26 protein-coding genes are annotated in these 25,608 nt (G+C 70.0%); 16 read left to right on the forward strand and 10 right to left on the reverse strand.

All coding sequences use genetic code 11. The features are described from left to right. The first annotated feature begins 102 nt into the window (after positions 1 to 102). From A4X16_RS16410 to A4X16_RS16425, 4 genes are all read left to right on the forward strand, one after another. The gene (locus A4X16_RS16410; RefSeq protein ID WP_067122772.1) at positions 103 to 1,038 is read left to right on the forward strand and encodes a 5-dehydro-4-deoxyglucarate dehydratase; all 936 of its coding nucleotides are present in this window, start codon (positions 103 to 105) and stop codon (positions 1,036 to 1,038) included. A 35-nt stretch (positions 1,039 to 1,073) separates the two neighbouring features. Then, positions 1,074 to 2,654, forward strand: a complete 1,581-nt coding sequence (locus A4X16_RS16415; RefSeq protein ID WP_067122775.1) for an aldehyde dehydrogenase (NADP(+)) — start codon at positions 1,074 to 1,076, stop codon at positions 2,652 to 2,654. Further along, positions 2,651 to 3,973 carry an enolase C-terminal domain-like protein gene (locus A4X16_RS16420; RefSeq protein ID WP_067122778.1) on the forward strand — a complete coding sequence of 441 codons (1,323 nt, stop codon included), beginning with the start codon at positions 2,651 to 2,653 and terminating at the stop codon, positions 3,971 to 3,973. Before A4X16_RS16415 ends, A4X16_RS16420 begins: the two co-directional genes overlap by 4 nt. A gap of 97 nt (positions 3,974 to 4,070) precedes the next feature. Then, the gene (locus A4X16_RS16425) at positions 4,071 to 4,463 is read left to right on the forward strand and encodes a hypothetical protein (RefSeq protein ID WP_067122781.1); all 393 of its coding nucleotides are present in this window, start codon (positions 4,071 to 4,073) and stop codon (positions 4,461 to 4,463) included. An 89-nt stretch (positions 4,464 to 4,552) separates the two neighbouring features. On the opposite strand, the gene A4X16_RS16430 is transcribed toward A4X16_RS16425, so the two are convergent. Continuing rightward, positions 4,553 to 6,055 (reverse strand): SulP family inorganic anion transporter, encoded by a 1,503-nt coding sequence (locus tag A4X16_RS16430; RefSeq protein ID WP_067122784.1) that lies wholly within the window; start codon positions 6,053 to 6,055, stop codon positions 4,553 to 4,555. A 154-nt stretch (positions 6,056 to 6,209) separates the two neighbouring features. On the opposite strand from A4X16_RS16430, the gene A4X16_RS16435 reads away from it, so the two are divergent. From A4X16_RS16435 to panB, 4 genes are all read left to right on the forward strand, one after another. Continuing rightward, entirely contained in the window at positions 6,210 to 6,695 is a 486-nt protein-coding gene (locus A4X16_RS16435) for a hypothetical protein (protein WP_067122787.1), read from the forward strand. Positions 6,696 to 6,894: 199 nt separating this feature from the next. After that, on the forward strand, positions 6,895 to 7,674 hold the full coding sequence (locus A4X16_RS16440) for a DUF2520 domain-containing protein (protein WP_067122790.1): 780 nt from the start codon (positions 6,895 to 6,897) through the stop codon (positions 7,672 to 7,674). Continuing rightward, positions 7,671 to 8,522 (forward strand): pantoate--beta-alanine ligase, encoded by an 852-nt coding sequence (gene panC / locus A4X16_RS16445; RefSeq protein WP_067122792.1) that lies wholly within the window; start codon positions 7,671 to 7,673, stop codon positions 8,520 to 8,522. Before A4X16_RS16440 ends, panC begins: the two co-directional genes overlap by 4 nt. Continuing rightward, complete coding sequence (gene panB, locus A4X16_RS16450) at positions 8,522 to 9,388, forward strand: 3-methyl-2-oxobutanoate hydroxymethyltransferase (protein WP_067122795.1); 867 nt, start codon at positions 8,522 to 8,524, stop codon at positions 9,386 to 9,388. Before panC ends, panB begins: the two co-directional genes overlap by 1 nt. Before the next feature lie 115 nt (positions 9,389 to 9,503). Here the strand turns inward: panB and A4X16_RS16455 are convergent, their stop codons facing one another. The 3 genes from A4X16_RS16455 to A4X16_RS16465 all read right to left on the reverse strand — a co-directional run bounded on the left by A4X16_RS16455 (position 9,504) and on the right by A4X16_RS16465 (position 11,848). Next, positions 9,504 to 9,713, reverse strand: a complete 210-nt coding sequence (locus A4X16_RS16455; RefSeq protein ID WP_067122798.1) for a helix-turn-helix domain-containing protein — start codon at positions 9,711 to 9,713, stop codon at positions 9,504 to 9,506. Beyond that, a complete protein-coding gene (locus A4X16_RS16460) occupies positions 9,713 to 10,201 on the reverse strand; it encodes a DUF2975 domain-containing protein (RefSeq protein ID WP_067122801.1) in 489 nt (162 codons plus the stop codon). The genes A4X16_RS16455 and A4X16_RS16460 overlap by 1 nt, the downstream gene beginning before the upstream one ends. Before the next feature lie 429 nt (positions 10,202 to 10,630). Continuing rightward, the gene (locus A4X16_RS16465) at positions 10,631 to 11,848 is read right to left on the reverse strand and encodes an MFS transporter (RefSeq protein WP_067122804.1); all 1,218 of its coding nucleotides are present in this window, start codon (positions 11,846 to 11,848) and stop codon (positions 10,631 to 10,633) included. Positions 11,849 to 11,953: 105 nt separating this feature from the next. On the opposite strand from A4X16_RS16465, the gene A4X16_RS16470 reads away from it, so the two are divergent. Both A4X16_RS16470 and A4X16_RS16475 read left to right on the forward strand, forming a co-directional pair. Continuing rightward, a complete protein-coding gene (locus tag A4X16_RS16470) occupies positions 11,954 to 12,259 on the forward strand; it encodes an ArsR/SmtB family transcription factor (RefSeq protein WP_067122807.1) in 306 nt (101 codons plus the stop codon). Positions 12,260 to 12,378: 119 nt separating this feature from the next. Further along, entirely contained in the window at positions 12,379 to 13,755 is a 1,377-nt protein-coding gene (locus A4X16_RS16475) for an HNH endonuclease signature motif containing protein (RefSeq protein WP_067122810.1), read from the forward strand. A 23-nt stretch (positions 13,756 to 13,778) separates the two neighbouring features. Here A4X16_RS16475 and A4X16_RS16480 read toward each other — a convergent pair whose 3' ends face one another. Then, positions 13,779 to 14,537, reverse strand: a complete 759-nt coding sequence (locus A4X16_RS16480; protein ID WP_067122813.1) for an SDR family NAD(P)-dependent oxidoreductase — start codon at positions 14,535 to 14,537, stop codon at positions 13,779 to 13,781. Position 14,538: 1 nt separating this feature from the next. After that, the gene (locus A4X16_RS16485) at positions 14,539 to 14,814 is read right to left on the reverse strand and encodes a helix-turn-helix domain-containing protein (protein WP_067122950.1); all 276 of its coding nucleotides are present in this window, start codon (positions 14,812 to 14,814) and stop codon (positions 14,539 to 14,541) included. A gap of 60 nt (positions 14,815 to 14,874) precedes the next feature. On the opposite strand from A4X16_RS16485, the gene map reads away from it, so the two are divergent. Continuing rightward, entirely contained in the window at positions 14,875 to 15,645 is a 771-nt protein-coding gene (gene map / locus A4X16_RS16490) for a type I methionyl aminopeptidase (RefSeq protein ID WP_067122815.1), read from the forward strand. 56 nt (positions 15,646 to 15,701) lie between these two features. Here the strand turns inward: map and A4X16_RS16495 are convergent, their stop codons facing one another. Next, positions 15,702 to 17,237, reverse strand: a complete 1,536-nt coding sequence (locus A4X16_RS16495; protein ID WP_067122818.1) for a glycosyltransferase family 2 protein — start codon at positions 17,235 to 17,237, stop codon at positions 15,702 to 15,704. A 101-nt stretch (positions 17,238 to 17,338) separates the two neighbouring features. After that, positions 17,339 to 17,479 (reverse strand): hypothetical protein, encoded by a 141-nt coding sequence (locus A4X16_RS17950; protein WP_157560271.1) that lies wholly within the window; start codon positions 17,477 to 17,479, stop codon positions 17,339 to 17,341. Positions 17,480 to 17,522: 43 nt separating this feature from the next. Between A4X16_RS17950 and A4X16_RS16500 the strand changes: the two genes are divergently transcribed. Both A4X16_RS16500 and A4X16_RS16505 read left to right on the forward strand, forming a co-directional pair. Beyond that, positions 17,523 to 18,119, forward strand: a complete 597-nt coding sequence (locus tag A4X16_RS16500; protein ID WP_067122820.1) for a PadR family transcriptional regulator — start codon at positions 17,523 to 17,525, stop codon at positions 18,117 to 18,119. A 24-nt stretch (positions 18,120 to 18,143) separates the two neighbouring features. Continuing rightward, positions 18,144 to 19,826, forward strand: a complete 1,683-nt coding sequence (locus A4X16_RS16505; RefSeq protein ID WP_067122823.1) for an ABC1 kinase family protein — start codon at positions 18,144 to 18,146, stop codon at positions 19,824 to 19,826. A 6-nt stretch (positions 19,827 to 19,832) separates the two neighbouring features. On the opposite strand, the gene A4X16_RS16510 is transcribed toward A4X16_RS16505, so the two are convergent. After that, entirely contained in the window at positions 19,833 to 21,002 is a 1,170-nt protein-coding gene (locus A4X16_RS16510; protein ID WP_067122953.1) for a Fic family protein, read from the reverse strand. Between the two features lie 149 nt (positions 21,003 to 21,151). Here A4X16_RS16510 and A4X16_RS16515 point away from each other — a divergent pair, with 149 nt between their 5' ends. After that, entirely contained in the window at positions 21,152 to 23,173 is a 2,022-nt protein-coding gene (locus tag A4X16_RS16515; RefSeq protein ID WP_231880411.1) for a BCCT family transporter, read from the forward strand. Positions 23,174 to 23,392: 219 nt separating this feature from the next. On the opposite strand, the gene A4X16_RS16520 is transcribed toward A4X16_RS16515, so the two are convergent. Continuing rightward, complete coding sequence (locus A4X16_RS16520) at positions 23,393 to 24,988, reverse strand: SDR family oxidoreductase (protein WP_067122825.1); 1,596 nt, start codon at positions 24,986 to 24,988, stop codon at positions 23,393 to 23,395. Positions 24,989 to 25,078: 90 nt separating this feature from the next. Between A4X16_RS16520 and A4X16_RS17955 the strand changes: the two genes are divergently transcribed. Further along, positions 25,079 to 25,333 (forward strand): hypothetical protein, encoded by a 255-nt coding sequence (locus tag A4X16_RS17955; RefSeq protein WP_157560273.1) that lies wholly within the window; start codon positions 25,079 to 25,081, stop codon positions 25,331 to 25,333. A gap of 55 nt (positions 25,334 to 25,388) precedes the next feature. Further along, the gene (locus A4X16_RS16525; protein WP_067122828.1) at positions 25,389 to 25,559 is read left to right on the forward strand and encodes a CsbD family protein; all 171 of its coding nucleotides are present in this window, start codon (positions 25,389 to 25,391) and stop codon (positions 25,557 to 25,559) included. The last annotated feature ends 49 nt before the right edge of the window (positions 25,560 to 25,608 follow it).

Below are 25,608 nucleotides of genomic sequence, written 5' to 3' on the forward strand. Positions count from 1 at the left end.
TGATCCATCCACCATTTGGTTTGTAGGCGCATCGTTTCGCGCATAGCGTGACGATTGTTCAGATCCGAGCCGGACACCGGCGCGAAACCCCAGGAGTGCACCGTGGCACGATTCACGCCCAGCGAGCTGGCCGACCACCTTCGAGAGGGACTCCTCTCGTTCCCCGCGACGGCCTTCACGCCGGACCTCGAGTTCGACGACAAGCGCTACCGCGAGCACGTGGAGTGGCAGGCGGGATTCGGAGTCGCCGGTCTGTTCGCCGCCGGAGGCACGGGCGAGGGCTTCAGCCTCGACGCGGCCGAGTCGGCCGCGGTCGTCCGGGCGGCGGTGCAGTCGTCCCGTCCCGAGGTGCCGGTGCTCGCCTCCGCCGGCGGCTGGACCCGGCATGCGGTCGCCAACGCGCGAGCCGCCGAGGAGGCCGGCGCCGAGGGCATCCTCGTGCTGCCGCCGTACCTCACCGAATGCGACCAGCGCGGCCTGCTCGACCACGTCTCGGCGATCGCCTCGGCGACGCGGCTCGCGATCATCGTCTACAACCGCGGCAATGCGATCTACTCGGCCGAGACCATGGCCGCCCTCGCCGCGCGACACGAGAATGTGATCGGCTTCAAGGACGCGACGGGCGACATCGAGCACCTCGCCTCGGTGTACGTGCGCAACGGCGAGCGGCTCTTCTACCTCGGGGGGCTGCCCACCGCCGAGACGTACGCGCTGCCGCTGCTGCAGATGGGGATGAGCACGTACTCCTCGGCGATGTTCAACTTCGTCCCCGAGTTCGCGCTCGAGTTCTACCGCGACGTGCGCGCACAGGACCGTGCGGCCGTCACCGACAAGCTCGGTCGGTTCGTGCTCCCGTACATCGCGATCCGCGACCGCGGACGGGGATTCGGCGTCTCCATCGTCAAGGCAGGGCTCCGCCTGACCGGCCACGGCGTCGGGCCGGTGCGCCCGCCGCTGCACGACCTCTCCGAGAAGGACGACGCCGACCTCGCCGAACTCCTCGAGCGCTCCGGAGTGCTCGCCTCGGTCCCCGCCTGACCCCATCCCTCTGCCGCCGACCCCCGGAGCGTGACATGACCACCGCCGTCCTCACAGGGCATTCCTCCATCGCCGGACGCTCTCTTCCCGGCACCGGCGACGCGCTGCACGCCATCGCGCCCGACACCGGGGAGGAGCTCGATCCGCCCTACTCGCAGATCGACGTCGAGCAGCTCCGCGAGGCGACGGCGGCAGCAGCGGACGCCTTCCCGTCGTTCTCGCGCCTCGAGCCCGAGGCCCACGCGACGTTCCTCGACTCGATCGCCGACGAGATCGACGCGCTCGGCGACGCGCTGATCGAGCGCGGCATGCGGGAGACCGGGCTGCCGCAGGCGCGACTCGTCGGCGAGCGGGCGCGCACGACCGGACAGCTGCGGCTCTTCGCCGAGGTCGTCCGCAGCGGCGAGCACCGGGGAGTGCGGATCGACCCGGCGCAGCCCGACCGCACCCCGCTGCCCCGTGTCGACATCCGTCAGCGCAGGATCCCCCTCGGCCCCGTGGCCGTGTTCGGGGCGTCGAACTTCCCGCTTGCGTTCTCTACGGCCGGCGGCGACACGGCATCCGCTCTCGCCGCCGGCTGCCCGGTGGTGTTCAAGGCGCACAGCTCGCACCCCGGCACCAGCGAGCTCGTCGCCTCGGCGATCGCCCGCGCCATCGCCACGCACGGCCTGCACCCCGGCGTGTTCTCGCACGTCTTCGGTCCGGGTCGCAGCGTCGGCCAGGCCCTCGTCTCCGACCCCGACATCCACGCCGTCGGCTTCACCGGATCGCGCGAAGGCGGACTCGCGCTCGTGCGGACGGCGCAGCAGCGGCCCGTGCCGATCCCCGTCTACGCCGAGATGAGCTCGGTGAACCCGGTCTTCATCCTGCCGGGCGCTCTCGACGGCGACGTCCAGGCGCTCGCCGCCGGGTACGTGCAGAGCGCCACCGGCTCCAGCGGGCAGCTGTGCACGCAGCCGGGCATCGTCTTCGTGCCGCGCGGCGAGCACGGCGACGCCTTCCTGCGAGCCGTCGCCGAGGCGCTGAACGCCGCCACCGGTCAGACCATGCTCTCGCCGAGCATCGCCGCCGCCTGGCGCGAGGGCGTCGCGACGAGGGACGCCCACGCCGAGGTGCTCGCGCGAGGTGCCGACGGCGAGGGGCCGCACGCTCCGGCGCCCGTGATCCACGCCGCCGACCTGCCCGCGTTCGACACCGACCACGTGCTGCACGACGAGATCTTCGGCGCGGCGTCGCTGGTCGTGCGATACGACGACGTGGCGGACCTCGTGCAGGCGGCCTCGCGGCTCGAGGGCCAGCTGACCGCCACGCTGCAGCTGAGCGCGGACGACCACGAGCTCGCATCCGCTCTGCTGCCCGTGCTCGAGCGGAAGGTCGGGCGCATCCTCGCGGGCGGATGGCCCACGGGGGTCGAGGTCGGCCACGCGATGGTGCACGGCGGGCCGTTCCCGGCGACGAGCGACTCGCGGACGACGAGCGTCGGCACGCTCGCGATCGATCGCTTCCTGCGGCCGGTGGCGTACCAGAACATCCCCGACGAGCTGCTGCCGGAGGCGCTGCGCGACGCGAACCCGTGGCACGTGCCGCGCCTCGTCGACGGGCGGCGCGAGTCATGACCTCGGTGCCGATCATCGAGCGGATCGAGGTCGTCCCGGTCGCGGGCCACGACTCGATGCTCCTGAACCTCTCGGGCGCCCACGGGCCCTTCTTCACCCGGAACATCGTGATCGCGACCGACTCCGACGGGCGGGAGGGGCTCGGAGAGGTTCCCGGCGGCGAGTCCATCCGCCGCACGATCGAGGAGGCCGGCGGGATCCTCGACGGTCAGCCGGTCGGCCGCTACCGATCGCTGCTGCGGTCGATCGCGACGCGGTTCGCCGACCGCGACGCCGGCGGCCGCGGAGCGCAGACGTTCGACCTGCGCACGACCGTGCACGCGGTGACGGGCATCGAGTCCGCCCTCCTCGACCTCCACGCGCAGCACCTCGGCGTGCCGGTCGCGGAGCTGCTGGGCGACGGCCAGCAGCGCGACAGCGTGCCGATGCTCGGCTATCTCTTCTTCATCGGCGATCCCGACCGCACCGACCTCCCGTACCTCCGTGAGAGCGGCGATGACTGGGAGAGCGTCCGGCGGGAGGAGGCGATGACCGCCGACGCCGTCGTGCGCCTCGCCGAAGCCGCGCAGGCGCGATACGGCTTCTCCGACTTCAAGCTCAAGGGCGGCGTGCTCGACGGCGACGCCGAGGCCGACGTCGTCACCGCGCTCGCGCAGCGGTTCCCCGACGCGCGCATCACGCTCGACCCCAACGGCGGATGGCTGCTCGAGGATGCCGTGCGCATCGGTCACCGCCTGCGCGACGTGCTCGCGTACGCCGAGGATCCCTGCGGAGCGGAGGGCAGGTTCTCGGGCCGTGAGGTGATGGCGGAGTTCCGTCGGCGCACCGGACTGCGGACGGCGACGAACATGATCGCCACCGACTGGCGCGAGATGGCGCACGCGATCCGCTCGGATGCCGTCGACATCCCGCTCGCGGATCCGCACTTCTGGACCATGGCCGGCTCCGTGCGGGTGGCGCAGCTGTGCGCCGACTTCAACCTCACGTGGGGCTCGCACTCCAACAACCACTTCGATGTCTCCCTCGCGATGTTCACGCAGGTGGGGGCCGCGGCGCCGGGGGAGATCACGGCGCTCGACACGCACTGGATCTGGCAGGACGGTCAGCAGCTGACCGTCGACTCCCCGGAGATCCGCGACGGAGCGGTGCGGGTTCCCGACCGCCCTGGACTCGGCGTGACGCTCGACCGCGCGCGGCTCGCCGAGGCCCACGAGCTCTACGTCGAGCACGGGCTCGGTGCCCGAGACGACGCGGTCGGGATGCAGTACCTCGTGCCGGGATGGACCTTCGACAGCAAGCGCCCCTCGCTGGTGCGCTGAGCGGCCGGGCTCGCGGCGGCGTGCCGGCTGGGGACAGAGGCCGGATGCCGGTGAACTGCTGAGCCGGCAGCTCGTCCGACAGGCGCTGGCGAGCCAGTTGTTCGCGTGGGTCGCGTCGCGGATCGTCGACGACCGGGCCGTCGCCTACGGCGCGGTCGTCGTGAATTCGTCGGTGCAGGCGATCTACGACGTCACGGTCCGCGTGACGGGAGCCGACGGAACGGAGCGGCGCCCCGTCGCGCTGACCATTCTTCCGCCAGGCGCGTACCACCCGGAGGAAAGCGCCGAGGCCTACGGACGGGAGTTCGCGTCGCGGCTTCGCTCGTTCACGAACTCTCCCCGACGCAGGTCGATGAAGCGCTGCGATGCGAGCCCATCGCCGGCGCCGATCGCGCGGCGTCGGTGTGCGGACGCTGCAGGTTCACAATTCAGCAAGAACGTCGCATCAACCCGGCCGGCCGCGCGTGAACTCGGGTGCGCATCGACCTGAGCGCAGCAACCTTGCTGAATCGTGCACCGCCGCCCGGCGCGCTCAGTTCCGGCGGCGTTCCCCCGGATGCCCTATTCCGCGCCGCCGGGCTACTCGAACCCGCCGGTCAGTCGTCCCCGCATCCGCTCGCTGCTCTCGTTCATCCCGACGATCTGCACCGTCTTGCCGAGTGCGTCGTACTTCGTCTCGATCGCATCCAGCGCGGCGACGGTCGAGGCGTCCCAGATGTGCGAGCCCGACAGGTCCACGACCACCCGCGACGGGTCCTCCGTGTACGAGAACAGCGTCGTCAGGTCGTTGCTCGACGCGAAGAAGAGCTCGCCGTTCACGACATACGTCACCGATTCGCCGTCGTCCGCGACCGTGCGCGACACCGACACGAAGTGCGCCACGCGCCGGACGAACAGCACGGATGCGACGAGCACTCCACCCACGACGCCGATCGCGAGGTTATGGGTGATGAGCACGAGCACGACGGTCGCCACCATGACGAACGTCTCGCTCTTCGGCATCCGCTTCAGGGTCGACGGCTTCACCGAGTGCCAGTCGAACGCTCCGATCGCGACCATGATCATCACGGCGACGAGAGCGGCCATCGGGATCGTGCCGACGAAGTCGCCGAACACGACGACCAGCACGAAGAGGAAGATGCCGGCGCAGAAGGTGGAGATGCGGGTGCGGGCTCCCGAGGCCTTGACGCCGATCATGGTCTGGCCGATCACCGCGCACCCGCCCATGCCGCCGAAGAAGCCCGACAGCATGTTCGCGACGCCCTGCGCCCACGACTCGCGCGTCTTGTTCGAGTGGGTGTCGGTGATCTCGTCGACGAGCTTGGCGGTCAGCAGCGACTCCATGAGCCCGACGAGCGCGACTCCCAGCGCGAACGGCGCGATGATGCCGAACGTCTCCCACGTCCACGGGATGTCCGGAAGGAACAGCGAGGGCAGGCTGCGCGGCAGCTCGCCCTGATCGCCGACGGTCGGCACGGTGAGGCCCATCGTCAGCACGACCGCGGTCACGATGATCACCGACACGAGCGGCGCCGGCACGATCCTCGTGATCCGCGGCATCACGATCATGACGACGATTCCCAGCGCCACCAGCGGATACACCAGCCACGGCACATCGATCAGCTGCGGGAACTGCGAGCTGAACACGAAGATCGCGAGCGCGTTCACGAATCCGACCATGACGCTGCGGGGGATGAACCGCATGAGCTTCGCGACGCCCAGCACTCCGAGGATCACCTGGAAGACCCCCGCGAGGATGACGGTCGCGATGAAGTAGTCCATCCCGTACGTCGGCGCGACGGGGGCGATCACGAGGGCGACGGCTCCGGTCGCCGCGGTGACCATGGCGGGGCGTCCGCCGAGGAACGCGATCGACACCGCCATGATGAACGACGAGAACAGTCCGACCTTCGGATCGACGCCGGCGATGACCGAGAACGCGATCGCCTCGGGGATCAGCGCGAGACCGACGACCAGGCCCGCGAGGACCTCGCGCGTCAGCATCCGCGGACTCCGCAGCGCCTGTAACACGGTCGGGTTCGCCCGATAGCGGGCACGATCATCGATCGCAGATGCAGACATGGGGATGCTCCAGAGGACGCGGCCGGGGGCGGGCCGAACACTCAAGGGTACGGCGGATGCCGGGGAGTGTCGCGCCGCCGCTGCCCGGCGTCGGCTGCGGGCGGTGTGCGCCCCGTCCCTGTCCGGTGTCGACGGCCGCGGCTAGAGTGCGGACATGGAACCCGTGCCGACCGACTTCTGGGGTGTGGTCGTGCCGTCGTGGCTCGGTGCCGTGGCGTCGATCGCGGCGTCGACCGTCGCCGTCATCGCCTTCCTCAACAGCCTGTCGGCGAAGGGCGGGGTCACAGAGATCGGCGACGCGTTGAACCGCGAGCCGTCGGTGCGTCGAGGCGCTATCGGAGGACTCGCGATCGGCGGTGCGGCGACCGGCACGGACCCGCCGGAGCCGTGGGCCGTCGAGCGCGACCGTCGTGTCGGGATCTTCCGCAACACCAGCGGGCGATCTGCGGTGGTGTCGGGCATCGACGTGGTCGGCGGCGTGCACGCCGCTCTGGATGCGCAGCTCCCGCTCGAGGTGCCGCCGACCGCCTCGTTCGAGGTGCGTCTGCGGAGGGATCTCGGGGGGCCGGCCGTCCGGGGAGTCACGCTGCGGTGGACGGACGGCGACGGACGGCAGGCCTCGCGGATCTACTACCTGTAGATGTGGCGCGTGCACGTGCCGGGATCGGAAGCCGACGGCTCGATGAACGGGACGCGGATCGAAGTGGCAATCGAAGAGGAGGTATGAGCTGCAATCTGCCTTGTCTTTTATGTGCGCTGCATGGCAGATTGCTCCGTGATTTGGAGCTGCTTCCTGCGCGGGCGGATACTCGTGGCATCTCCGCCTGATCCGGGATCCCATGAATGACACCCTCTCCCCTCGCGACACGACCATCGCCGTCATCGGCGCGGGCCGTCTCGGCGTCGTTCTCGCGACGGCTCTACGTGCGGCGGACTTCGTCGTCATCGGCCCGCTGCGCAGGGACGATCGGCTCCCGGATGCGGATGTCTCGGTCCTGTGTGTTCCCGACGCGGCGATCCCGGCCGTGGCCTTCGCCGTCCGCCCTCATTCGACGCTCATCGGTCACGTCTCGGGGGCCACGCCGCTGACCGACGTCGACTTCAGCATCCACCCTCTGCAGACGTTCACCGGAGACGAGACGCCCGATGTCTTCCGTGGCATCGGCGCCGCGATCGACGGGCGCTCAGCCGATGCGCTCGCCGTCGCCGAGGCGCTGGCGCGGGCGCTCGGTGCGCGTCCGTTCCGCGTCGACGACGAGCATCGCGCCGGGTATCACGCCTCGGCATCCTTCGCCTCGAACTTCGTGCTCACGGTGCTCGATGCGGCCGAGCGGCTCGGCGCGACCGCAGGGCTCGAGCGCGCGCACCTCGCCCCGCTCGTCCGTCGGACGGTCGACAACTGGGCGGCATCCGGCACGGCGGCGGTCCTGACCGGGCCCATCGCACGGGGCGACCACGACACCGTGGCTCGGCAGCGCGCGGCATCCGGAGACCTGCAGCCCCTGTTCGACGCGCTCGCCGCCGCCACCCGCGACATCGCGAGCCGTGGTGCCGCGAGCCGTGGCGCCGGGGAGCGGAGCGTCGGGGCGACGGACACGACCGGGAAGGACGACGCATGAGGATCCTCCGCACGATCGCCGAGGTGCGCGGCACCGTCCGAGAAGCCCGCACCGCCGGGCAGTCCGTCGGACTTGTGCCCACCATGGGCGCGTTCCACGAGGGCCACCTCTCGCTCATGCGCGCGGCCCGCGCGCAGACCGGGCTCGTCGTCGTCTCGCTCTTCGTGAATCCGACCCAGTTCGCCGCGAACGAAGACCTCAGCACCTATCCGCGCGACGAGGCCCGCGACGCCGGGCTCGCCGAGGCCGAGGGCGTCGACATCCTTTTCGCTCCGGAGCCCTTCGAGATCTATCCCGATGGCTTCGCCACGAGCATCCACGTCTCGGGCATCACCGACGTTCTTGACGGCGCGAGCCGCGGAGCCCACCACTTCGACGGCGTCGCCACCGTGGTCACCAAGCTGTTCGGCATCGTGCGCCCCGACGTCGCGTACTTCGGACAGAAGGACGCCCAGCAGGTGCTCGTCGTCCGTCGGGTCGTGCGCGATCTCGATCTCGACGTGCGCATCGAGGCCTGCCCGATCGTCCGTGAACCCGACGGGCTCGCGATGAGCTCCCGCAACGTGTACCTCGACGCGGATGCTCGCGCCCAGGCGACGGCGCTGAACCGGGCGCTCGACGCGGCCGCGGCCGTGCGGCGAGCGGGGGAGCGCGATGCGGACGGCATCCTCTCCGCCGCGCAGGCGGTGCTCGCGGAGGAGTCGCTCGTGCCCGAGTACCTGGAGCTCCGGGATGCCGAGACGCTGCATCCCGTGACGCGCATCGAGCGGGATGCCCTCCTGCTCGTCGCGGCCCGTGTCGGCGCGGCACGGCTGATCGACAACCACATCCTGAAAGGTGACGCGTGATGAGCGCCCATGTCCCGACGAAGCGGCTCACGATCGCGGATCTCGCGACGAAGAAGCGCGCCGGCGAGCCGATCGTCATGGTGACGGCCTACGACCACCCGAGTGCGCAGATCGTCGAGACCGCCGGCGTCGACATGGTGCTCGTCGGCGACTCGGCGGCGATGACCGTGCTCGGATACGACAGCACCGTGCCGATCACGACCGACGAGATGCTGATGCTGACCCGTGCGGTGCGCCGCGGTCTCACGCGGCCCCTGCTGGTGGGCGACCTGCCGTTCGGGTCGTACGAGGCGTCCGACGAGCTCGCCCTCGCCACGGCCCAGCGCTTCATCAAGGAGGCAGGGGTCGATCTCGTCAAGATCGAGCGCGGCGGAACGACCGTCGACCGTGCCCGGGCGTTGGTGAATGCCGGCATCCCGGTCGTCGGGCACGTCGGCCTGACGCCGCAGACGGCGACCGCGCTCGGCGGGTTCCGGGCGCAGGGGCGCACCGCCGAGGCGGCCCTGTCGGTGATCGACGACGCGCTCGCGCTGCAGGATGCCGGAGTGTCGCTGATCGTCGTCGAGGCCGTGCCGTCGGAGGTCACCGCCGCCCTGATGCCGCTGCTGACGGTTCCGGTCATCGGGATCGGAGCGGGGGCGGATGCCGACGGCCAGGTGCTCGTGTTCCACGACCTGCTGGGGATCTACGACGGTCCGGCCGCTACCTTCGTCAAGCGCTACGCCGAGGTGCGGTCGGCGTCGGTCGACGGGGTCGCGGCGTATGCGGCGGAGGTCCGGTCGGGTGCGTACCCCGCGCCCGAGCACGGATACCGGATGCCGGAGGCGGAGGCCACGCGGATGCGGGAGCTGCTCGCCGCGCGGTGAGCCGGGTCGGCCTTCCCGTGGCTGCCCGTGCCGCGGACGTTTCCACTTCGCTCGGTCGAATCTCGTGACGGCGTCCGAGGGAACTGCCTGGGTCCGAGGGAAGCGCGCATCCGGCTCAGGCCTCGGGGACCCACCGCAGGAGGTCGCCGGGCTGACATTCCAGAACTTCGCAGAGGGCGTCGAGGGTCCCGAAGCGCACGGCCTTGGCTCGCCCGTTCTTGAGCACCGCGAGGTTGGTCGCGGTGATGCCGATGCGCTCGGCGAGTTCGCCCACACCCATCTTGCGGCGCGCGAGCATCACGTCGATGTCCACGACGACGGGCATCAGATGACTTCGTTGTCGAGTTCGGACTGCAGCGCATTCGCCCGCGCGTCACGGTCGATCGCCTGTCGCAGCAGCGCCTTCATCACGACGACGAGCAGCGCCATCCCGCCGAGCACGAGCGCGGCGCCGCCGATGAGGGCGACGACTCCCGGCGCGATCGATCCGGGAGCGAGCAGGATCGCCAGGATGAGCATCAGCACGGCCGCCGCGGCGATCGCGCCGATGATCACGTCGACGTAGCGGAAGGATGCCGACGAGAAGATCGACCCCCGACGGACCTTGCCGAGCAGCATCCACACGCAGACCCCGAAGACCTGCAGCGTCAGGATGCCGAGCACGGCGATGGTCACGAGCGCGATCCGTCCCCACAGCACCTCGCCCGCCAGATCGGCCCAGACCAGCGGCATGATCACGGTCTGCACGACCAGCGACCCCAGCAGTGCCAACGCGATCACGACCTGCAGCACGACGATCGTCGACTTGCCCATGACTCCACCTCTCATCGACCAACGGTAGAAATCTATCGTTAATCGTTCGATCAGGGAAGGGGGGATGCCGGTCACGCCTGCCCGGGAGGGCTGCGCTCCGCGTCATCGGGGCTCCGCTGTGTCCGGCCCGCCCACGGCGTTCGGCTCCGGGTTGGGGCGGACGACTCCGGGTGGGACGGACGCGTCGCTGCGCAGCATCCGTCCATCGCGGAGTTCTCCGCCGGGCGCCGCGCCTGCTCGTCGCCTCTCCGGTTCTGAAGGAGAACACCGCACCCATCGCGTCGGGCGGAGGACTCCCCGTCGGGCGGACTCATCGCGCCGCAGCATCCGCCCATCGCGGAGTTCTCCGCCCCACACTGTGCCCGCCGCACAGGCCCGCTGCGCGACCAGCACTAACGGCCCGCCGCCGGTAAGCCCCCCGCGCCCCGTCTACTCCGCCCGGCGCACCCGCAGCACGAGCGCCACCGCCGCGAGCAGGATCACGACGACGCCGTACCCGACGACCACGGCCTCGAGCCCGAAGACGCCGACCAGCACGCCGGCGATCACCGCGGGAACGCCGAAGGCGAGGTAGGCCAGCACGTAGATGACGGCGAACGTGTCGGCGCGCTCGGTCGCGGGGATCCGCGGCGCCAGGGATCCGACGACTCCTGAGAAGGCGGTGCCGAAGCCCATGCCGGTGACCGCGGTCGCGGCGAGGTAGAACGGTAGCGAGGTGACCGCGAGAGCGGCGAGCGACAGGGCGGTGCCGGCGGCGAGCGCAGCGGTGCCGAAGATCACCGACGTGCGCGGTCGGCGGTTGCGCATCACGAAAGCGGTGACCGCGCCCACGCCGGCGAGCATCGCGACCGCCAGGCCCTGCCAGACGTGCGCCTCGCCGCCGAGCTCGGTGCGCACGATGTTCGCGCCCAGGGAGAGGAACAGGCCGCCGGTCGCCCAGCCGGCGATGACCGCGGGGGCGCCGCGCCAGAAGTCCGAGCGGATGCCGGACGGGATCGACAGCCGGAAGCTCAGCGACCTCCACACTCCCGGCCGCAGGGGTGCGGTCTCCGGAGCGAGGAGGAACAGCGCGGCGAGGACGATGTAGACGGCGGTGAGGGGTGCGAAGACGTCGAGGAGCGGTTCTCCCGTGACGTCGAGCACGACCCCCGAGACCAGCGCGCCGAGGGCGAGGCCGATCCCGGGGCTCAGGGCGTTCCACAGCGCGGCGGTCCGCGCGCGGCCGTGCGGCGCGAGATCCAGGGCGGCGGCGGACAGTGCGGAGATCAGGACGCCGCTCGCCACGCCCTGCAGCACCCGGGCGAGCACGAGTGTGGCGACCGTGTCGGCGTGCCAGAACAGCACCATGCTGGCGGCGAGCAGCAGGAAGCCGCCGATCGCGACCGGGCGGCGGCCGATGTGATCCGACAGCGAGCCCGCCGTGAGGAGGGCGAGGAGCAGCGCCACCGCGTAGACGGCGAAGACGGCGCTGATGATGATCGCGTCGAATCCGATGTCTGCCGCGAGCACCGGATAGAAAGGCGACGGCGCGCTCGCTCCGCTCATCATCGCGATCTGCGCGGCGATCGCGAGCGCGAATCCGAATCGAGCGCGGCGGACGGTCGGGGCGGATGCCGGCGCCGTGGGCGTCGGTGCGGTGATGGTCATGCGGGCTCCTCGGTGTCGCATCCGCGGGGACGCGTGTGGGTTCGATAATCATCGAACTATCGGAGCGTACTCGCCATTCCCGGATTGTTCAACTATTCTCGAACCATGCCTGGCGACCTCCCGCATCCGGATCGCTCCGAGATCCAGCTGACCGACGTGCTCTTCGCGCTCAGCGACCCCGAGCGCCTCGCGATCACCCGACAGCTCGCCGACGGCCCGCTCGACATGGCCTCCTGCCACGCCACCGATCCGAACCTGCCCAAGTCCACGAAGTCGCACTTCATGAAGGTGCTGCGTGAGGCCGGCGTCATCAGGAACGAGCCCCACGGCCGACGACGGATGCTGACGCTGCGGCGGGACGACCTCGATGCCCTGTTCCCCGGCCTGCTGGACTCCGTGCTGCGGGGGTAGCGGGGCCGTCGACGCGGGTTCCCGGAGGTGCCCCGCCCGCCGCGGTCGGCATATCGGAGTCCCGGAATTTGTTAGTACAAAGCTTCGAATGTCCCGTTCGACGCCCGTAGAATCTGAGCATGAACCCGCTCACCGAACTGCACGAGGCGATGACCCGCTTCGCTGCGACGTGGGCGGGATCGGGCGACGCGCGTGGCCTGTCGCGTGAGGATCTGCTGGCGGCGAACGCCGCGATCGATGCGCTGAAGCGGCAGCTGGACGCCGTCCACACCCAGGTCGCGGCGGGCATCGCGCACGAATCGCGCGCCGAGCTCGGGGCCGGAGGCCTTGCGAAGGAGCAGGGGTATCGCTCGGCGGCTGCCCTGCTGGCCGCGACGACCGGGATGTCGAGGGGCGACGCATCGCGCCTGATCAGAGTGGGCGAGGCTACCGCGCCACGCACCGATCTGCTCGGCTCGCCGCTCCCTTCGAGGTACCCCGCTGTGCAGAAGGCCCTGCAGTCGGGCACCCTGGGGGTCGCGGCCGCTGCGCTGATCATCGCCCTGCTCGAGCGATGCCGCGTGAAGATCGGCGCCGAGCGCACGGCCGAGGCCGAGGCTTCGCTGGTGAGATCGTCCATCGGTCTTCCCCTCGACGACGTCCGCAAGGTCGTCGATCGCGCCGAAGCGTGGATCGACCCCGACGGCACCGAACCTCGCGATGACGAGCGCCGCAGCCGCAGGTCACTGACCCTGTTCGAGCGCGACGGGATGGTCCACCTCAACGGTCGGTTCGATGTCGAGAGCGCCGCTCCGATCGTCGCCGCGATCCGCGGGTACGTGAGTGCGGCCTTCGCCGCGCGGAAGGATGCTCCGGACCCCGACGCGCCCGACGCCGACCGCCGAAGTGTGTCCATGATGCAGGCTGACGCCCTCGAGGTGTTCTGCGCCCACGTGCTCGGCTGCAAGGGCGAGCGTGTGCCGCTGGCGGGCGCCACGGTCGTGGTACGGGTGACGCTCGATGACCTCGTCTCGGGGGAGGGGTCGGCGGAGGTCGACGGGATCGGTCAGCGGATCAGCGTCAGCGCGGCGCGACGGATGGCCGCCGGCGGGGGAGTCATCCCGTGCGTGCTCGGCAGCGACAGTCAGATCCTCGACTGGGGGCGACAGAAACGACTGTTCACGCGGTCTCAGCGTCTCGCTCTGGTGGAACGCGACGGCGGGTGCGCGATGTGCGGACTGCCTCCCGAGATGACGAAGGCACATCACATCCGCTGGTGGAGCCGGGACCACGGGCCGACCGATCTGGCGAACGGCGTGCTGCTCTGCGAGACCTGTCATCACCGGATCCATGACAACGGATGGGAGATCCGCATCGATGGGGTCGGGGTCGGCGCGGAGGTGTGGTTCATCCCGCCGCCCTACGTCGATTCGCGGCGCACGCCGAGGCTGGGCGGCCGGGCGAGATTCGAGGGCGGTGCACGGAACGATCGTGTCCCGTGGGTGCGTGCGGCATGATCACGCCGCGAGAGGTCATGGCCTCAGCGGAAGTACGAGGCGCCGTTGAGGTCCAGCACAGTGCCCGACGCCCAGATGGCCTCGGGCGAGGTCAGGTACGCGACCGCTGCGGCGACCTCTTCGGGGATGCCCACGCGACCGAACGGGCTCTGACCGCGGATGCTGTCGCCCTGCGCGCCGTCGAGCTTCGCGGCCTGCCTGTCGGTCGAGACCATGCCGGGTGCCACCGACGCGACGGCGATGCCGTGCGGGGCGAGGGCGAGCGCGAGCGACTGCCCGAGCGCCTGCAGTCCGGCCTTCGTCGCGGCGTACGCCGGGTGGTCGAGCTCGCCGCGGAACGCGCCGCGCGACCCGACGTTGACGATCGCCCCGCCCTCGCCGCGCGCGACCAGGTGCTGTGCGACGAGCATCGACACGTTCGACGCGCCCACGAGGTTGACCGACACCATCCGAGCCCACGACTGCTGCCAGTCGGCGTAGGTCGTCGCGTCCACGCGGTGTCCGTTCGCCGCGGTCGGCGCGACGGCCGCGTTGTTCACCAGGACGTCGAGATGCCCGAGAGCGGTGATCGCCTCGTCGACGATGCGCTGCGCGACCGTCGGATCGCCGATGTCCCCGCCGACGACGGCATGACCCGATCCGTCGAGGGACGCGACCGTCTCCTCGGCGGCATCCCGGTCCCGGCCGTAGTGCACCACGACCCGGTCGCCGCGCCGCGCGAAGGCCTGGGCGATGGCGCGTCCGATGCCGCGGGAGCTGCCGGTGACGAGAGCGTGCGCCATGTCAGGAGGCGACCCGCGACCGGCCGGACTCCCGGGCCGGCTCGACCTCGGCCCACACGGCGTCGAGCGACAGGTGCAGCACGCCGGCGATCGCGGCGATGGTCGAGAACGCCGGGGTCGCGACGCGGCCGGACTCGATCTTGCGCAGCGTCTCGGGAGAGACGCCCGCATCGAGGGCGACGCTCAGCATGGAGCGATCCGCCCGCGCTCGCCGCAGCAGTGCGCCGAGGCGCTCGCCGCGTTCGACCTCGGCGGGGGTGAGCGGCATCCGAACCATCATGGCGCCCATACTAATCCCGGGATAGTATTACCGGGATAGTTATTGGAGAGCAGCATCATGATCGAGATCCTCACCCCACAGCAGATAGACCGCGCCCGAGACACAGGCGCCCTCGTCGGTCGCATCCTGCAGACGCTGAAGCAGCGGGCGACGGTCGGGGTGAACCTGCTCGATCTGGACCGCTGGGCGAAGCAGATGATCGAGGACGCCGGCGCCGTGTCGTGCTACGTCGACTACGCCCCGTCCTTCGGCCGCGGGCCGTTCGGGCACCACGTCTGCACGGCGGTCAACGATGCGGTGCTGCACGGGATGCCCCACCACTACGTCCTCGCGGACGGCGATCTGCTGACGCTCGACCTCGCGGTCACGCTCCGCGGAGTGGCCGCCGACGCCGCGATCAGCTTCGTGGTCGGCGAGCGGGCGGCACCGGAGGACCTGGCTCTCATCGAGACGATAGAGCGAGCGCTGGCGGCGGCGATCACCGCCGCACATCCCGGCAACCGCATCGGTGACATCTCGCACGCGATCGGATCGGTGCTGACGGCCGCCGGGTACCCGATCAACAGGGAGTTCGGCGGCCACGGGATCGGCTCGACGATGCACCAGGACCCCCACGTCGCGAACGACGGCCGCCCCGGCCGCGGGTACCGGCTCCGGCCGGGACTGCTCCTCGCGCTCGAGCCCTGGGTCATGGCCGACACCGACGTGCTCGTCACGGATGCCGACGGCTGGACGCTCCGCAGCGCGACCGGCTGCCGCACCGCGCACACCGAGCACACGATCGCGATCACCGAGGACGGCGCGGAGATCCTGACGCTCGCGCGCTGAGTACCCCGCGACAGGAGTACCCCGCGACGGGAGCATCCAGCGGCGGGCGGAACGGGTCAGCGCCCGCGCGAACGGCTCCGCACACGTCGTGCCGCGCGTCCGGCGATGTCCTTCAGTCGACCGCTCGGCCACACCCGGCGCAGCTCGACCGCCCCGCTGCGGGTGGTCACCGGCGTGCAGGTGCGTCCGGCGAGCAGCGGCGAGTGCCCCGCGCCGGCGAGCGTCGCGGCATCCGCCGTCAGCGGCACGTCGAACGTCCAGCCCGCACGTCGCACCTTCGCGACGAGGCGCGCACCGCGGGACTCGTCCGTCGGTCCGAACACCTTGAGCGGATCGACGGCCACGGTGACGGTGTCGCGGTTCTGCAGGTGCGCACCGGCGATCCTCCGGTCGACGCCCTTCGCCCTGTCGCGGAGGAAGAGCTCGACCTGGTCGTTGCCGAGTTCCCGTCCGGCGACGAGCAGGTCCGCCGGGAGGGCGGCGGTCGAGAAGGGCAGCGACGTCAGGCGCCCGGACCCCGGCTCGAAGACCAGGGCGTCCTGTCCGTCGCGTCGCACCGACACCCGGACCGTCAGATACAGCCCGCCGCCGCGCGACCAGCGCGCGGCGGTGACCACGGCGCGGCACTCCATGTCGGCCTCGAACTGGGCGAAGCGCACCAGATCGTCGCGACGGTTCGCACGCAGCAGCGCGGCGCGGATGCGCTGGGGGAAGGCCAGGCCCGCGTCGACGCCCGGCCCGAACCGATGCTGCGTCAGCGGCACCAGCACGTCGAGCAGTCGCGTGCGGTACGACGCGGAGTGCGACAGCATCCGCTTGCCGGCCAGCCGCTTCAACACTTTGCCGCGGAACCAGTGCCGCAGCAGCCGATCACGCAGCCGCCCCGGCGTCGTGTAGTGCTCGACGAGGTCGAGCACGGCCTCGAGGTGCGGGAAGTACGTCTCGGGGTCGATCCGCGACGAGCTCGCACTGCCCTCGCGCTTCACCCAGGCGTAGCAGGGCTCGCTCGCGAAGATCGAGATCGTGTCGGCCTCGAAGTACGCCCGCATCACGAAGAGGTGATCCTCGAGGCGGACCTTGCCGTCGGGGAACCGGATCGAGTGCGCCCGGAGGAACGCCGTGCGGAACATCTTGTGCGGCGTGAGCATCTCGAGCAGCGGATCCTCCCCGAGCCGGGCATCGGGGACGTCGTGCCGGAAGATCCGGGAGGGCAGCGGTCGGCCGATCCCGACCTCCTTGCCGACGACGACGTCCGATCCGTGGAGGTCGGCGTAGTCGCACAGGCTCTGCAGTGCGCCGTCGAACAGCCAGTCGTCCTGATCCACGAACTGGACGTACTTGCCCCGAGCCTCGTCGATCCCGTGATTCCGCGGCGTTCCCGGCCAGCCGGAGTGCGGCAGCGGGATCACGCGCACCCAGGGGCGGTCCTTCGCGACGGCGGCGAGGAGCTCGGCGGTCTCCGGCCCCGATCCGTCGTCGCACAGCAGCACTTCGAACCGCGTGTGATCGAGCGTCTGCCGGTCGAGCGACGCGATCAGCTCGTCGAAGGCGGCCCCCGGCTTGTAGACGGGAACGACGACACTGACACGCACAGACGGATTCGACATCCTCCGCAGTCAAACACCCGCACCTGTGCACCGCACGGGGCTTGCGTTCAGGGCACCGTGCGTGCAGTCGGAGCCAGCGGATGCCGTCACCGCGCGGCGCGGGTGCGGAGGAAGGCGGCGACCGCGCCGTCGTCCGCGAGCTCCGCGGCGCGGCGGTACGCCGCCGACGCATCGCGCCCTGCGGCCGCGAGCAGCTCCGCCGGATTCCCACCCCATACCCATCTCAACGATATATCGTTGACTATCGCTCACCACTCCAGGGAGGTCACCATGAACAACGCATTCCCCTCGAACCCCTTCGGCGGATCCGGCTTCGGTTCAGGCTCCGGAGGTCCGGCATCCATGATCTTCGACGCTATGGACCAGCTGCGCAAGAGCTTCGAGAAGTCCTTCGAGCAGCGCCCCAGCGGCGGCTCGCGCATGGCCAAGGGCGACGTCCGCACCGCGGTGCTGTCGCTGCTCGCCGAGAGGCCCATGCACGGCTACCAGATCATCACCGAGATCGCCGATCGCAGCGGCGGGTCGTGGAAGCCGAGCGCAGGCTCGGTCTACCCCACCCTGCAGCTGCTCGCCGACGAGGGACTCATCGAGGCCGAGGAGCAGAACGGTCGAAAGACCTACTCGCTCACCGAGGCCGGTCGTGCGGTCGCGGCGGAGAACACCGAGACGCCCGCGCCGTGGGAGTCGCAGTCCCAGCGCGACAGGCACGACAACCCGCGCTACAGCGCTCTGCCGAAGGCCGGCGTCGACCTGGCCGCCGCCGCCGCGCAGGTGGGTCGCAGCGGCAGCGAGGAGCAGGTGCAGCAGGCGGTCGAGATCCTCGACGAGGCCCGCCGTAGGCTGTACACGATCCTCGCCCAGGACTGATCTCCACCGACCCAAGGAGAATCGATGACGGATGCCGCGGCGCAGGGCGCCCATCGCGCCCGCTACCGCCGCATCCTGTCGTTCGCGGCACGCGAGTTCCTGAAGATCTGGTGGTTCGAGCTCGTGCTACCGCGCTTCGGCATGTCCTCGATCTCGGAGCGCACGCGCGGACCACGGATGCAGCGGTTCGCGCGGCGCTTCCATGTTCTCGCCGTCGACCTCGGCGGACTCATGATCAAGGTCGGGCAGTTCATGTCCTCGCGCCTCGACGTCCTGCCGCCGGAGATCACGAAGGAGCTCGAGGGGCTGCAGGACGAAGTCCCCGCGGTGCCCTACGCGGACATCCGCGTGGTGGCCGAGGCCGAGCTCGGGCACCCGTTCGCCGAGGCCTTCGCGTGGTTCGACGAGACGCCGGTCGCCGCGGCATCCCTCGGTCAGGCGCATCGCGCCCGCCTCTCCGCGCAGGATGCCGTCGACACCGGTCTCGCGAACGTCATCGTCAAGGTGCAGCGACCGGGCATCGACGAGATCGTCGCCGTCGACCTCGCCGCCCTCCGCCGGGTCGCGCGCTGGGCGATGCGGGTGCGCCTGGTGGCCGACCGCGTCGACGCGCCGGCCCTCGTGGAGGAGTTCGCCCAGACGAGCTTCGAGGAGATCGACTACCTGCACGAGGCGTCGAGCGCCGAGCGCTTCCGCGAGAACTTCGCCGACGACCCCCGCATCGGCACCCCGGAGATCGTGTGGGAGCGGTCGACCCGCCGCGTGCTGACCCTGTCGGACGTCACCGCGATCAAGATCAACGACACGGATGCTCTGCGCGCCGCCGGCATCGATCCGGCCGAGGTCGCCGACGTGTTCGCCGAGGTCATGTTCGACCAGGTCTTCACCCACAGCTTCGTGCACGCCGACCCGCACCCGGGCAACATCTTCGTGACGCCGCTCACGGCATCCGCCCCCGGCTCGCGGAACTTCCGGCTCACGTTCATCGACTTCGGCATGATGGCCGAGGTCCCGGACAACCTCCGCGACGGCCTCCGGATGCTGCTGATCGCCGTCACAGGTCGCGACAGCCGCGGACTCGTGCGCGCGGCGCAGGAGATCGGCGTCCTGCTGCCGTCGGCCGACACCGCCGAGCTCGAGCGCGCGCTGTCGACGCTGTTCTCGCGCTTCGGCGGCATGGGGTTCGCCGAGCTCGCGAAGGTCGACCCTCGCGAGTTCACCGACTTCGCCGACGAGTTCGGCGACATGGTGCGCTCCCTGCCCCTGCAGCTGCCCGAGAACATGCTGCTGCTGATCCGCGCGGTGTCGCTCACGTCGGGCATGTGCAGCAGCCTGGATCCGTCGTTCAACGTCTGGGATGCCGCCGAGCCGTACGCCGGGCGACTGCTGCGCGACGAGTCGGCGGGGCTCATGCGCGACATGGCGAACGACGCCATGGAGACCGCAGCCGTCACGTATCGGCTGCCGAAGCGCATCGACGCGATCATCACCCGCGTCGACGACGGGAACGTCACGTTCGACACGTCGCGCCTGGAGCGTCGCCTCGACCGGCTCGAGGGCATCGCCCGGCGCATCGGCTCAGGAGTGCTGTTCGCGGCGATGCTCGTCGGCGGTGCGCTGCTCGTCCCGACGCTGCCGCCCCTCGGCATCACGCTGCTGTGCGTCTCGGTGCTGCCGCTGCTGCACTCGGTGTTCGCCCGTCGCTGATGTCGGTCAGTTGTCCTCGGTGAGTGTCAGCAGCACGCGAGGGGCAAAGAATCGCCGATCGTAGGTGTCTCCGGGGACCTGATGAAGAACGCCCAGGTCGACGAGCTGCCCCACCAGCTTGTTCGCCCTTGTATACGAGAGGTTCAGTTCGGACTCGACCTTCCGGACAGTGAAGGAGGGGTTGGCAACGGCAAGATCCACGAGGGCGTGTGCGGAGTCTGCGCGGAGGTTGGAGGACCTCACGACCTCCTTGAGCTCTGCCTGCACACCGACGAGAGCCACCATCTGCCGACGAGTCTGATCCGCGGCTGCCTGCAGTCCGCGAGCGAAGAATCGCACGAATCGATCCCAATCTCCGTCGGCACTCACCCCGAAGAGCACGTCGTAGTACTCGTGTCGTCGCGACTCGAACCACGGAGACACTGTCAGCGTCGGCTCCTCCAGGACGCCGCCCAACTGAAGATGCAGCACGATCAAGAATCGCCCGAGTCGTCCATTGCCATCCCTGAAGGGGTGGAGGGTCTCGAATTGGTAGTGAGACATCGCAGCCGCGACCACCGGATCGATCAGCGCGCCGTGAGGCTGCTGCATCCAATCGGTGAGGTCGCGGAGATTGGCTTCGAGCTGCAGACCCGGAGGGGACGGGATGAAACGCGCAGCGTGCGCCGGGAAGCCGAGGCTGTCTGCGTCGGGACGTCTGCCGATGACGACCTGATTGTCCCTCACTCGTCCCGACACGGAGTGCAGCGGAGTGCCTCGCATCAGAATGCCCTGCAACTCGCTGAGCATCGAGACGGAGATGGTCTGTCCGCGCGCGACCTTGTCGAAGCCGATATTGGCCATTCGCACGTAGTTCAAGACCTCGACGAGCTCCGCCGTGGGGGCGTTGTTCTCATCCGCTGTGAGGACGGCAGCGAGAGGCGCGTACGTTCCTTCGAGCGCCGAGGTGCTCTGCGCCTCTCGTCGAAGTGTGGGCAGACGGAGCAGTTGAGGATTGGGCAGCTGTCGAGAGGTGCTGTCCAGTGCCGCGAGTGCTGCTCGAGCGTCCGATACCGCCAGGAAGGTGGCCGGCGTGAGATCAGGCATTTCATCGCTCAGGGGGACCGGAACGAAGGCCTTGTGATCCCACGCTCCCAGGTGGGGGTCGTGCCCGTCGATGGGGACGAGCGATCCCATAGTCGAGTTCTGGAACATTTGGAGGTCCACTATGTAACTCTACTGCCGATTCAGGAACATTTGGGGTGCTTCTATGTTCCTTAACGAACCCGACGAGGCGGAGTGGTCCATCCCGACCCCAGAATGCCGGCATGGGAGAATCGGTTGTCATGGACACTCGCGACGAGAAGCCCACCCCACGCACTGACACGCATAAGACGACCACCGAGACACTGCGTCAGGCGGGGAAGCAGGCGGGCAGGATCGTCCGCGACATCACGAAGGTCCCGCCGCGCAGTGTGCATCCGGCTCTCGTCCCCGGGGTCTCGGTCGAGGAGACCGGACGCACCTACCGCACCGACCCCCTCGTGTTCGGTGTCGCCGCCTCGCTCACGATCGCGTTCATCGCGTGGGGCGTGTTCGCGGGCGACAACCTCGCCGGCACGACACGGACCGTGCTCGACTGGGTCGTCGAGTACTTCGGATTCTTCTTCACCACGATCGCCACCGTCATCCTCGTCTTCATGCTGTTCGTCGGCTTCAGCCGGTACGGGCGCATCCCGCTCGGCCGCGACGACGAGGAGCCCGAGTTCTCGATGTTCTCGTGGATCTCGATGCTCTTCGCCGCCGGCATGGGCATCGGCCTGGTCTTCTGGGGCGCCGCCGAGCCGCTCACGTTCTTCGAGAGCCCGCCGCCGGGCACGGTCGAGGCGAACACCCTCGAGGCGATGCACACCGCGCAGGCCCAGGTGCTGTACCACTGGGGCCCGCAGGCGTGGGCGTTCTACGCCCTGGTCGGCGGCGCGATCGCGTACGGCGCGTTCCGCCGCGGCCGCACCCCGCTGATCTCGTCGATCTTCGCGCCGCTGCTGGGCGAGGGCCGCACCACCGGACCGCTCGGCCGCACGATCGACGTCTTCTCGATCATCGTCACGCTGTTCGGCACCGCCGCCTCTCTCGGCCTCGGCGCCCTGCAGATCGGCCACGGCGTCGAGATCGTCGCCGGCATCGGCGAGCTCGGCAACGGCGTCCTCATCGCGGCGATCGCCGTGCTCACCGCGTGCTTCATCGCATCCGCCGTCTCGGGAGTGAGCAAGGGCATCCGCGCGCTCTCGAACATCAACGCGGTCATGGCGCTGGTGCTCGCGTTCTTCGTGTTCTTCGTCGGTCCGACGCTGCTGATCCTCAACGTCATCCCGTCGGTCGCGGTGCAGTTCCTCGGCGACCTGCCCACGATGATCGCTCGGTCGGCGTCGCAGGGCGACGAGGCGCAGGCGTTCCTGTCGAGCTGGACGATCTTCTACTGGGCGTGGTGGATCTCCTGGTCCCCGTTCGTCGGCATGTTCATCGCCAAGATCTCGCGAGGCCGCACGCTTCGCCAGTTCGTGTCGGTGGTCATCGTCGTGCCCGCGGCGATCTCGCTCGTCTGGTTCGCGATCTTCGGCACCACGGCGATCCAGCAGCAGATGGACGGCGCCGGCCTCACGGTCGACCCGCCCGAGGAGGTGCTCTTCGGAGTGCTCGAGAACCTCCCCTTCCCGCTCATCACGAGCATCCTCCTGATCCTGCTCATCGCCATCTTCTTCATCACGGGCGCCGACTCGGCATCCCTCGTGATGGGGACCCTCTCGCAGCAGGGACGGCCGGAGCCGTCGCGCTGGGTGTCCGTCGTGTGGGGATCGCTGGTCGGCATCATCGCCGCCGTGCTTCTCGTCTCGGGCGAGGAGGGGAGCGGCCTGCGCTCGCTGCAGAACGTCACCATCATCGCGGCGCTGCCCTTCGCGGTCATCATGGCGTTCATGATGATCGCGTTCATGAAGGATCTGCGGCGCGACCCGATGATCCTGCGCGAGCGTTACGCGCGCATGGCCGTGCGGCACAGCGTCATGGCGGGACTCGAGGAGTACGGCGACGACTTCGCGCTCGTGCCCGTGGAGTACGACCACTCCGAAGACGACCTCGCCTGGATCGACGAGGCCGACGTCGACGACAGCCTCGCCGAGGTCTACGCGACGGCGACCGAGGCGATCGACATCATCCCGGATGCGGGAGCTGACGCGGATGCCGGTGCCGACGCCGGTGCGGGTGCGGATGCCGGTGCGGACCCCGCCGGACTCGCGGAGCAGACCGCCGAAGCATCCGACGCCGTCCACGGCTCGACCCCGCGCAAGGACGACCGCCCCGTCGACTGACCCGCGCCTCCCGCGCCGTGCGATGCCGTCGCGCGGGGTCAGAACCGCATCTGTGCGGGCCGTTCGGGGTGTGGAATCGACCCCGCACGCGGCGCACCTGCGTTTTCGACCCCACAGCCGGGGTCCCCAGTGCGGATGGATGGAAAACGCCGCTGGGAGATGCCGCGGAGAGGCGTTTTCCATCCATCCCGACCCGGTCCAGCCCGACCCGGTCCGTGCTCAGGCCGAGGCGGACTCCGGCTCGACCGGCACCGCCGCCGGGACCTCCGCCGCCGCGGTGATCCGAGCGGCCATGCCCGCGAAGATGAAGCCGTGAAACGGCAGCACGGCCAGCCAGTACAGGCGCCCCGCGAGCCCGCGCGGGAAGAACACGGCGCGCTGCTCGTAGCGGGCTCCCTCTCCGTCCGGCACGGCGCGCAGCTCGAGCCACGCCTCGCCCGGCACCTTCATCTCCGCCCGCAGTCTCAGCAGTCCACCGGTCGCCGACGACGCATCCCCCGCGCGCCCCGGCTCTTCCACGGCCTCCACGCGCCAGAAGTCGATCGCGTCGCCGACCCGCGCCGCCGCCTTGCTGCGCCGACCGCGCCGCAGACCGACGCCCCCGACGAGGCGGTCCATCCAGCCGCGCACGGCCCAGAGGAACGGTGACGAGTACCATCCGTTCGACCCGCCGATGCCGATGATGATGCGCCAGAGTTCGTCGACCGATGCCTTCGACCGCAGAGTGCGCGCGTCGGTGAACACCGTGCGTCCCGCCCAGTCAGGATCGCTCGGCAGCGGATCGCTGGGGGCGCCCGACACCTCGGAGTCCTGCCAGCTCGTCTCGATCGTGTCGGCGTCGACCCGTCCGAGCGCGAGCGCCACCGCGCGACGGTACGGCGTGAGTCCGCCCTCGGGGCGCGGGATCAGATCGTCCACGGCATGGTCCTTGACGATGCACTCGTTCTGGAGCGACGCCACGAGCGGCCGGGCGATCGATCGGGGGACCGGCGTCACCAGGTTGACCCAGTGCGAGGCCAGTCCGGGCGTCAGCACCGGCAGGGCGGCGATCGCCCGCTGGGGGAGTCCCGCCTCGACCGCGTAGCCGTTCATCATCTGCCCGTAGCGCAGCACATCGGGTCCGCCGATGTCGACCGCGCGATTCACGTCGCCATCGAGCCGCGCGGCTCCGAGCAGGTAATGCAGCACGTCGCGCACGGCGATCGGCTGGATGCGGTTGCGCACCCACTTCGGCGCCGGCATGTAGGGAAGCACGTCGGTGAGGTGGCGGATCATCTCGAACGACGCCGACCCCGATCCGATCACGACCCCGGCCTGCAGCACCAGTGTGGGGACGCCCGATCGGAGGAAGATCTCGCCCACGTGCACGCGGGAGCGCAGGTGCGGGGACAGCTTCACGTCGTCGGGGTGCAGGCCGCCGAGGTAGACGATCCGATGCGCACGCGCCGCCACGGCGGCATCCGCCACGGTCTGCGCCGCGCGCTCGTCGCTCTCCTCGAATCCCCTGCCCGCGGTCATCGAGTGGATGAGGTAGTAGACGACGTCGACGTCGCGGAAGGCTTCGGCGACCGCATCCGCATCGTCTGCCGAGCCTTCCACGATCTCGCAGTCGGGTCCCCAGGGGAAGGATGCCGCGCGAGCGGCGTCGCGGGCGAGCACGCGCACGCGGTATCCGCCGTTCAGCAGGCGGGGCGTGAGGCGTCCGCCGATGTAGCCGGTGGCGCCGAGGACGAGAGCGCGCGGCGGGGTTCCGTCCTCCCTCGGGACGGCGCGGAGAGCGTCTTCGAGACCGGTGGGCTGAGTGAGCTCCGTCATGAGTCGAGGGTAGGCCGAGGCACGGACTTTTACCTAGGCTGGTATATGACTAGTTCATCTAGTAACCTTTGTGCCGAGGAAGGTGATCAGATGTCCGAAGCAGCGGATTCCCCCAGCCGTGTCGACCGAGAACGACGACCCGCGCCGCCCACGCTGTCGGATGCGGTCAGCCTCGCACCGCTCCCCGCAAGCGAGGCTGTGGGGCGCGCGACCGGGATGGGTCGCGCGCCCCTGACCCCCGCCCGCCCGCCGCTCTGGCGGGCCGCCGGGACTGTCGGCCTCGTCGCCCTCGTCGCCGCCGCCACGATGCCCCTCGTGGCCGCCGCGCTCGCGATACCGCTCTGAGCTCGCACTGCACGTATCTCCGAGATCCGGAGACCACCGAAGAGAAAGGATCCCCATGGGACTCGACGACAAGATCAAGAACGCCGCCCAGGACATCGCCGGCAAGGCGAAGGAGACCGTCGGCAAGGTCACCGACAACGAGCGGCTCGAGGCCGAGGGCAAGGCCGACCAGGCCAAGGCCGATGTCAAGAAGGCGAGCGAGAACGTCAAGGACGCGCTCAACTGAGACCGGTGGCACCATGCGGGGAGGCGGCATCGGCCGCCTCCCCGACGTC

Source organism: Microbacterium sp. H83, from assembly GCF_001650405.1.
GTDB lineage: Bacteria > Actinomycetota > Actinomycetes > Actinomycetales > Microbacteriaceae > Microbacterium.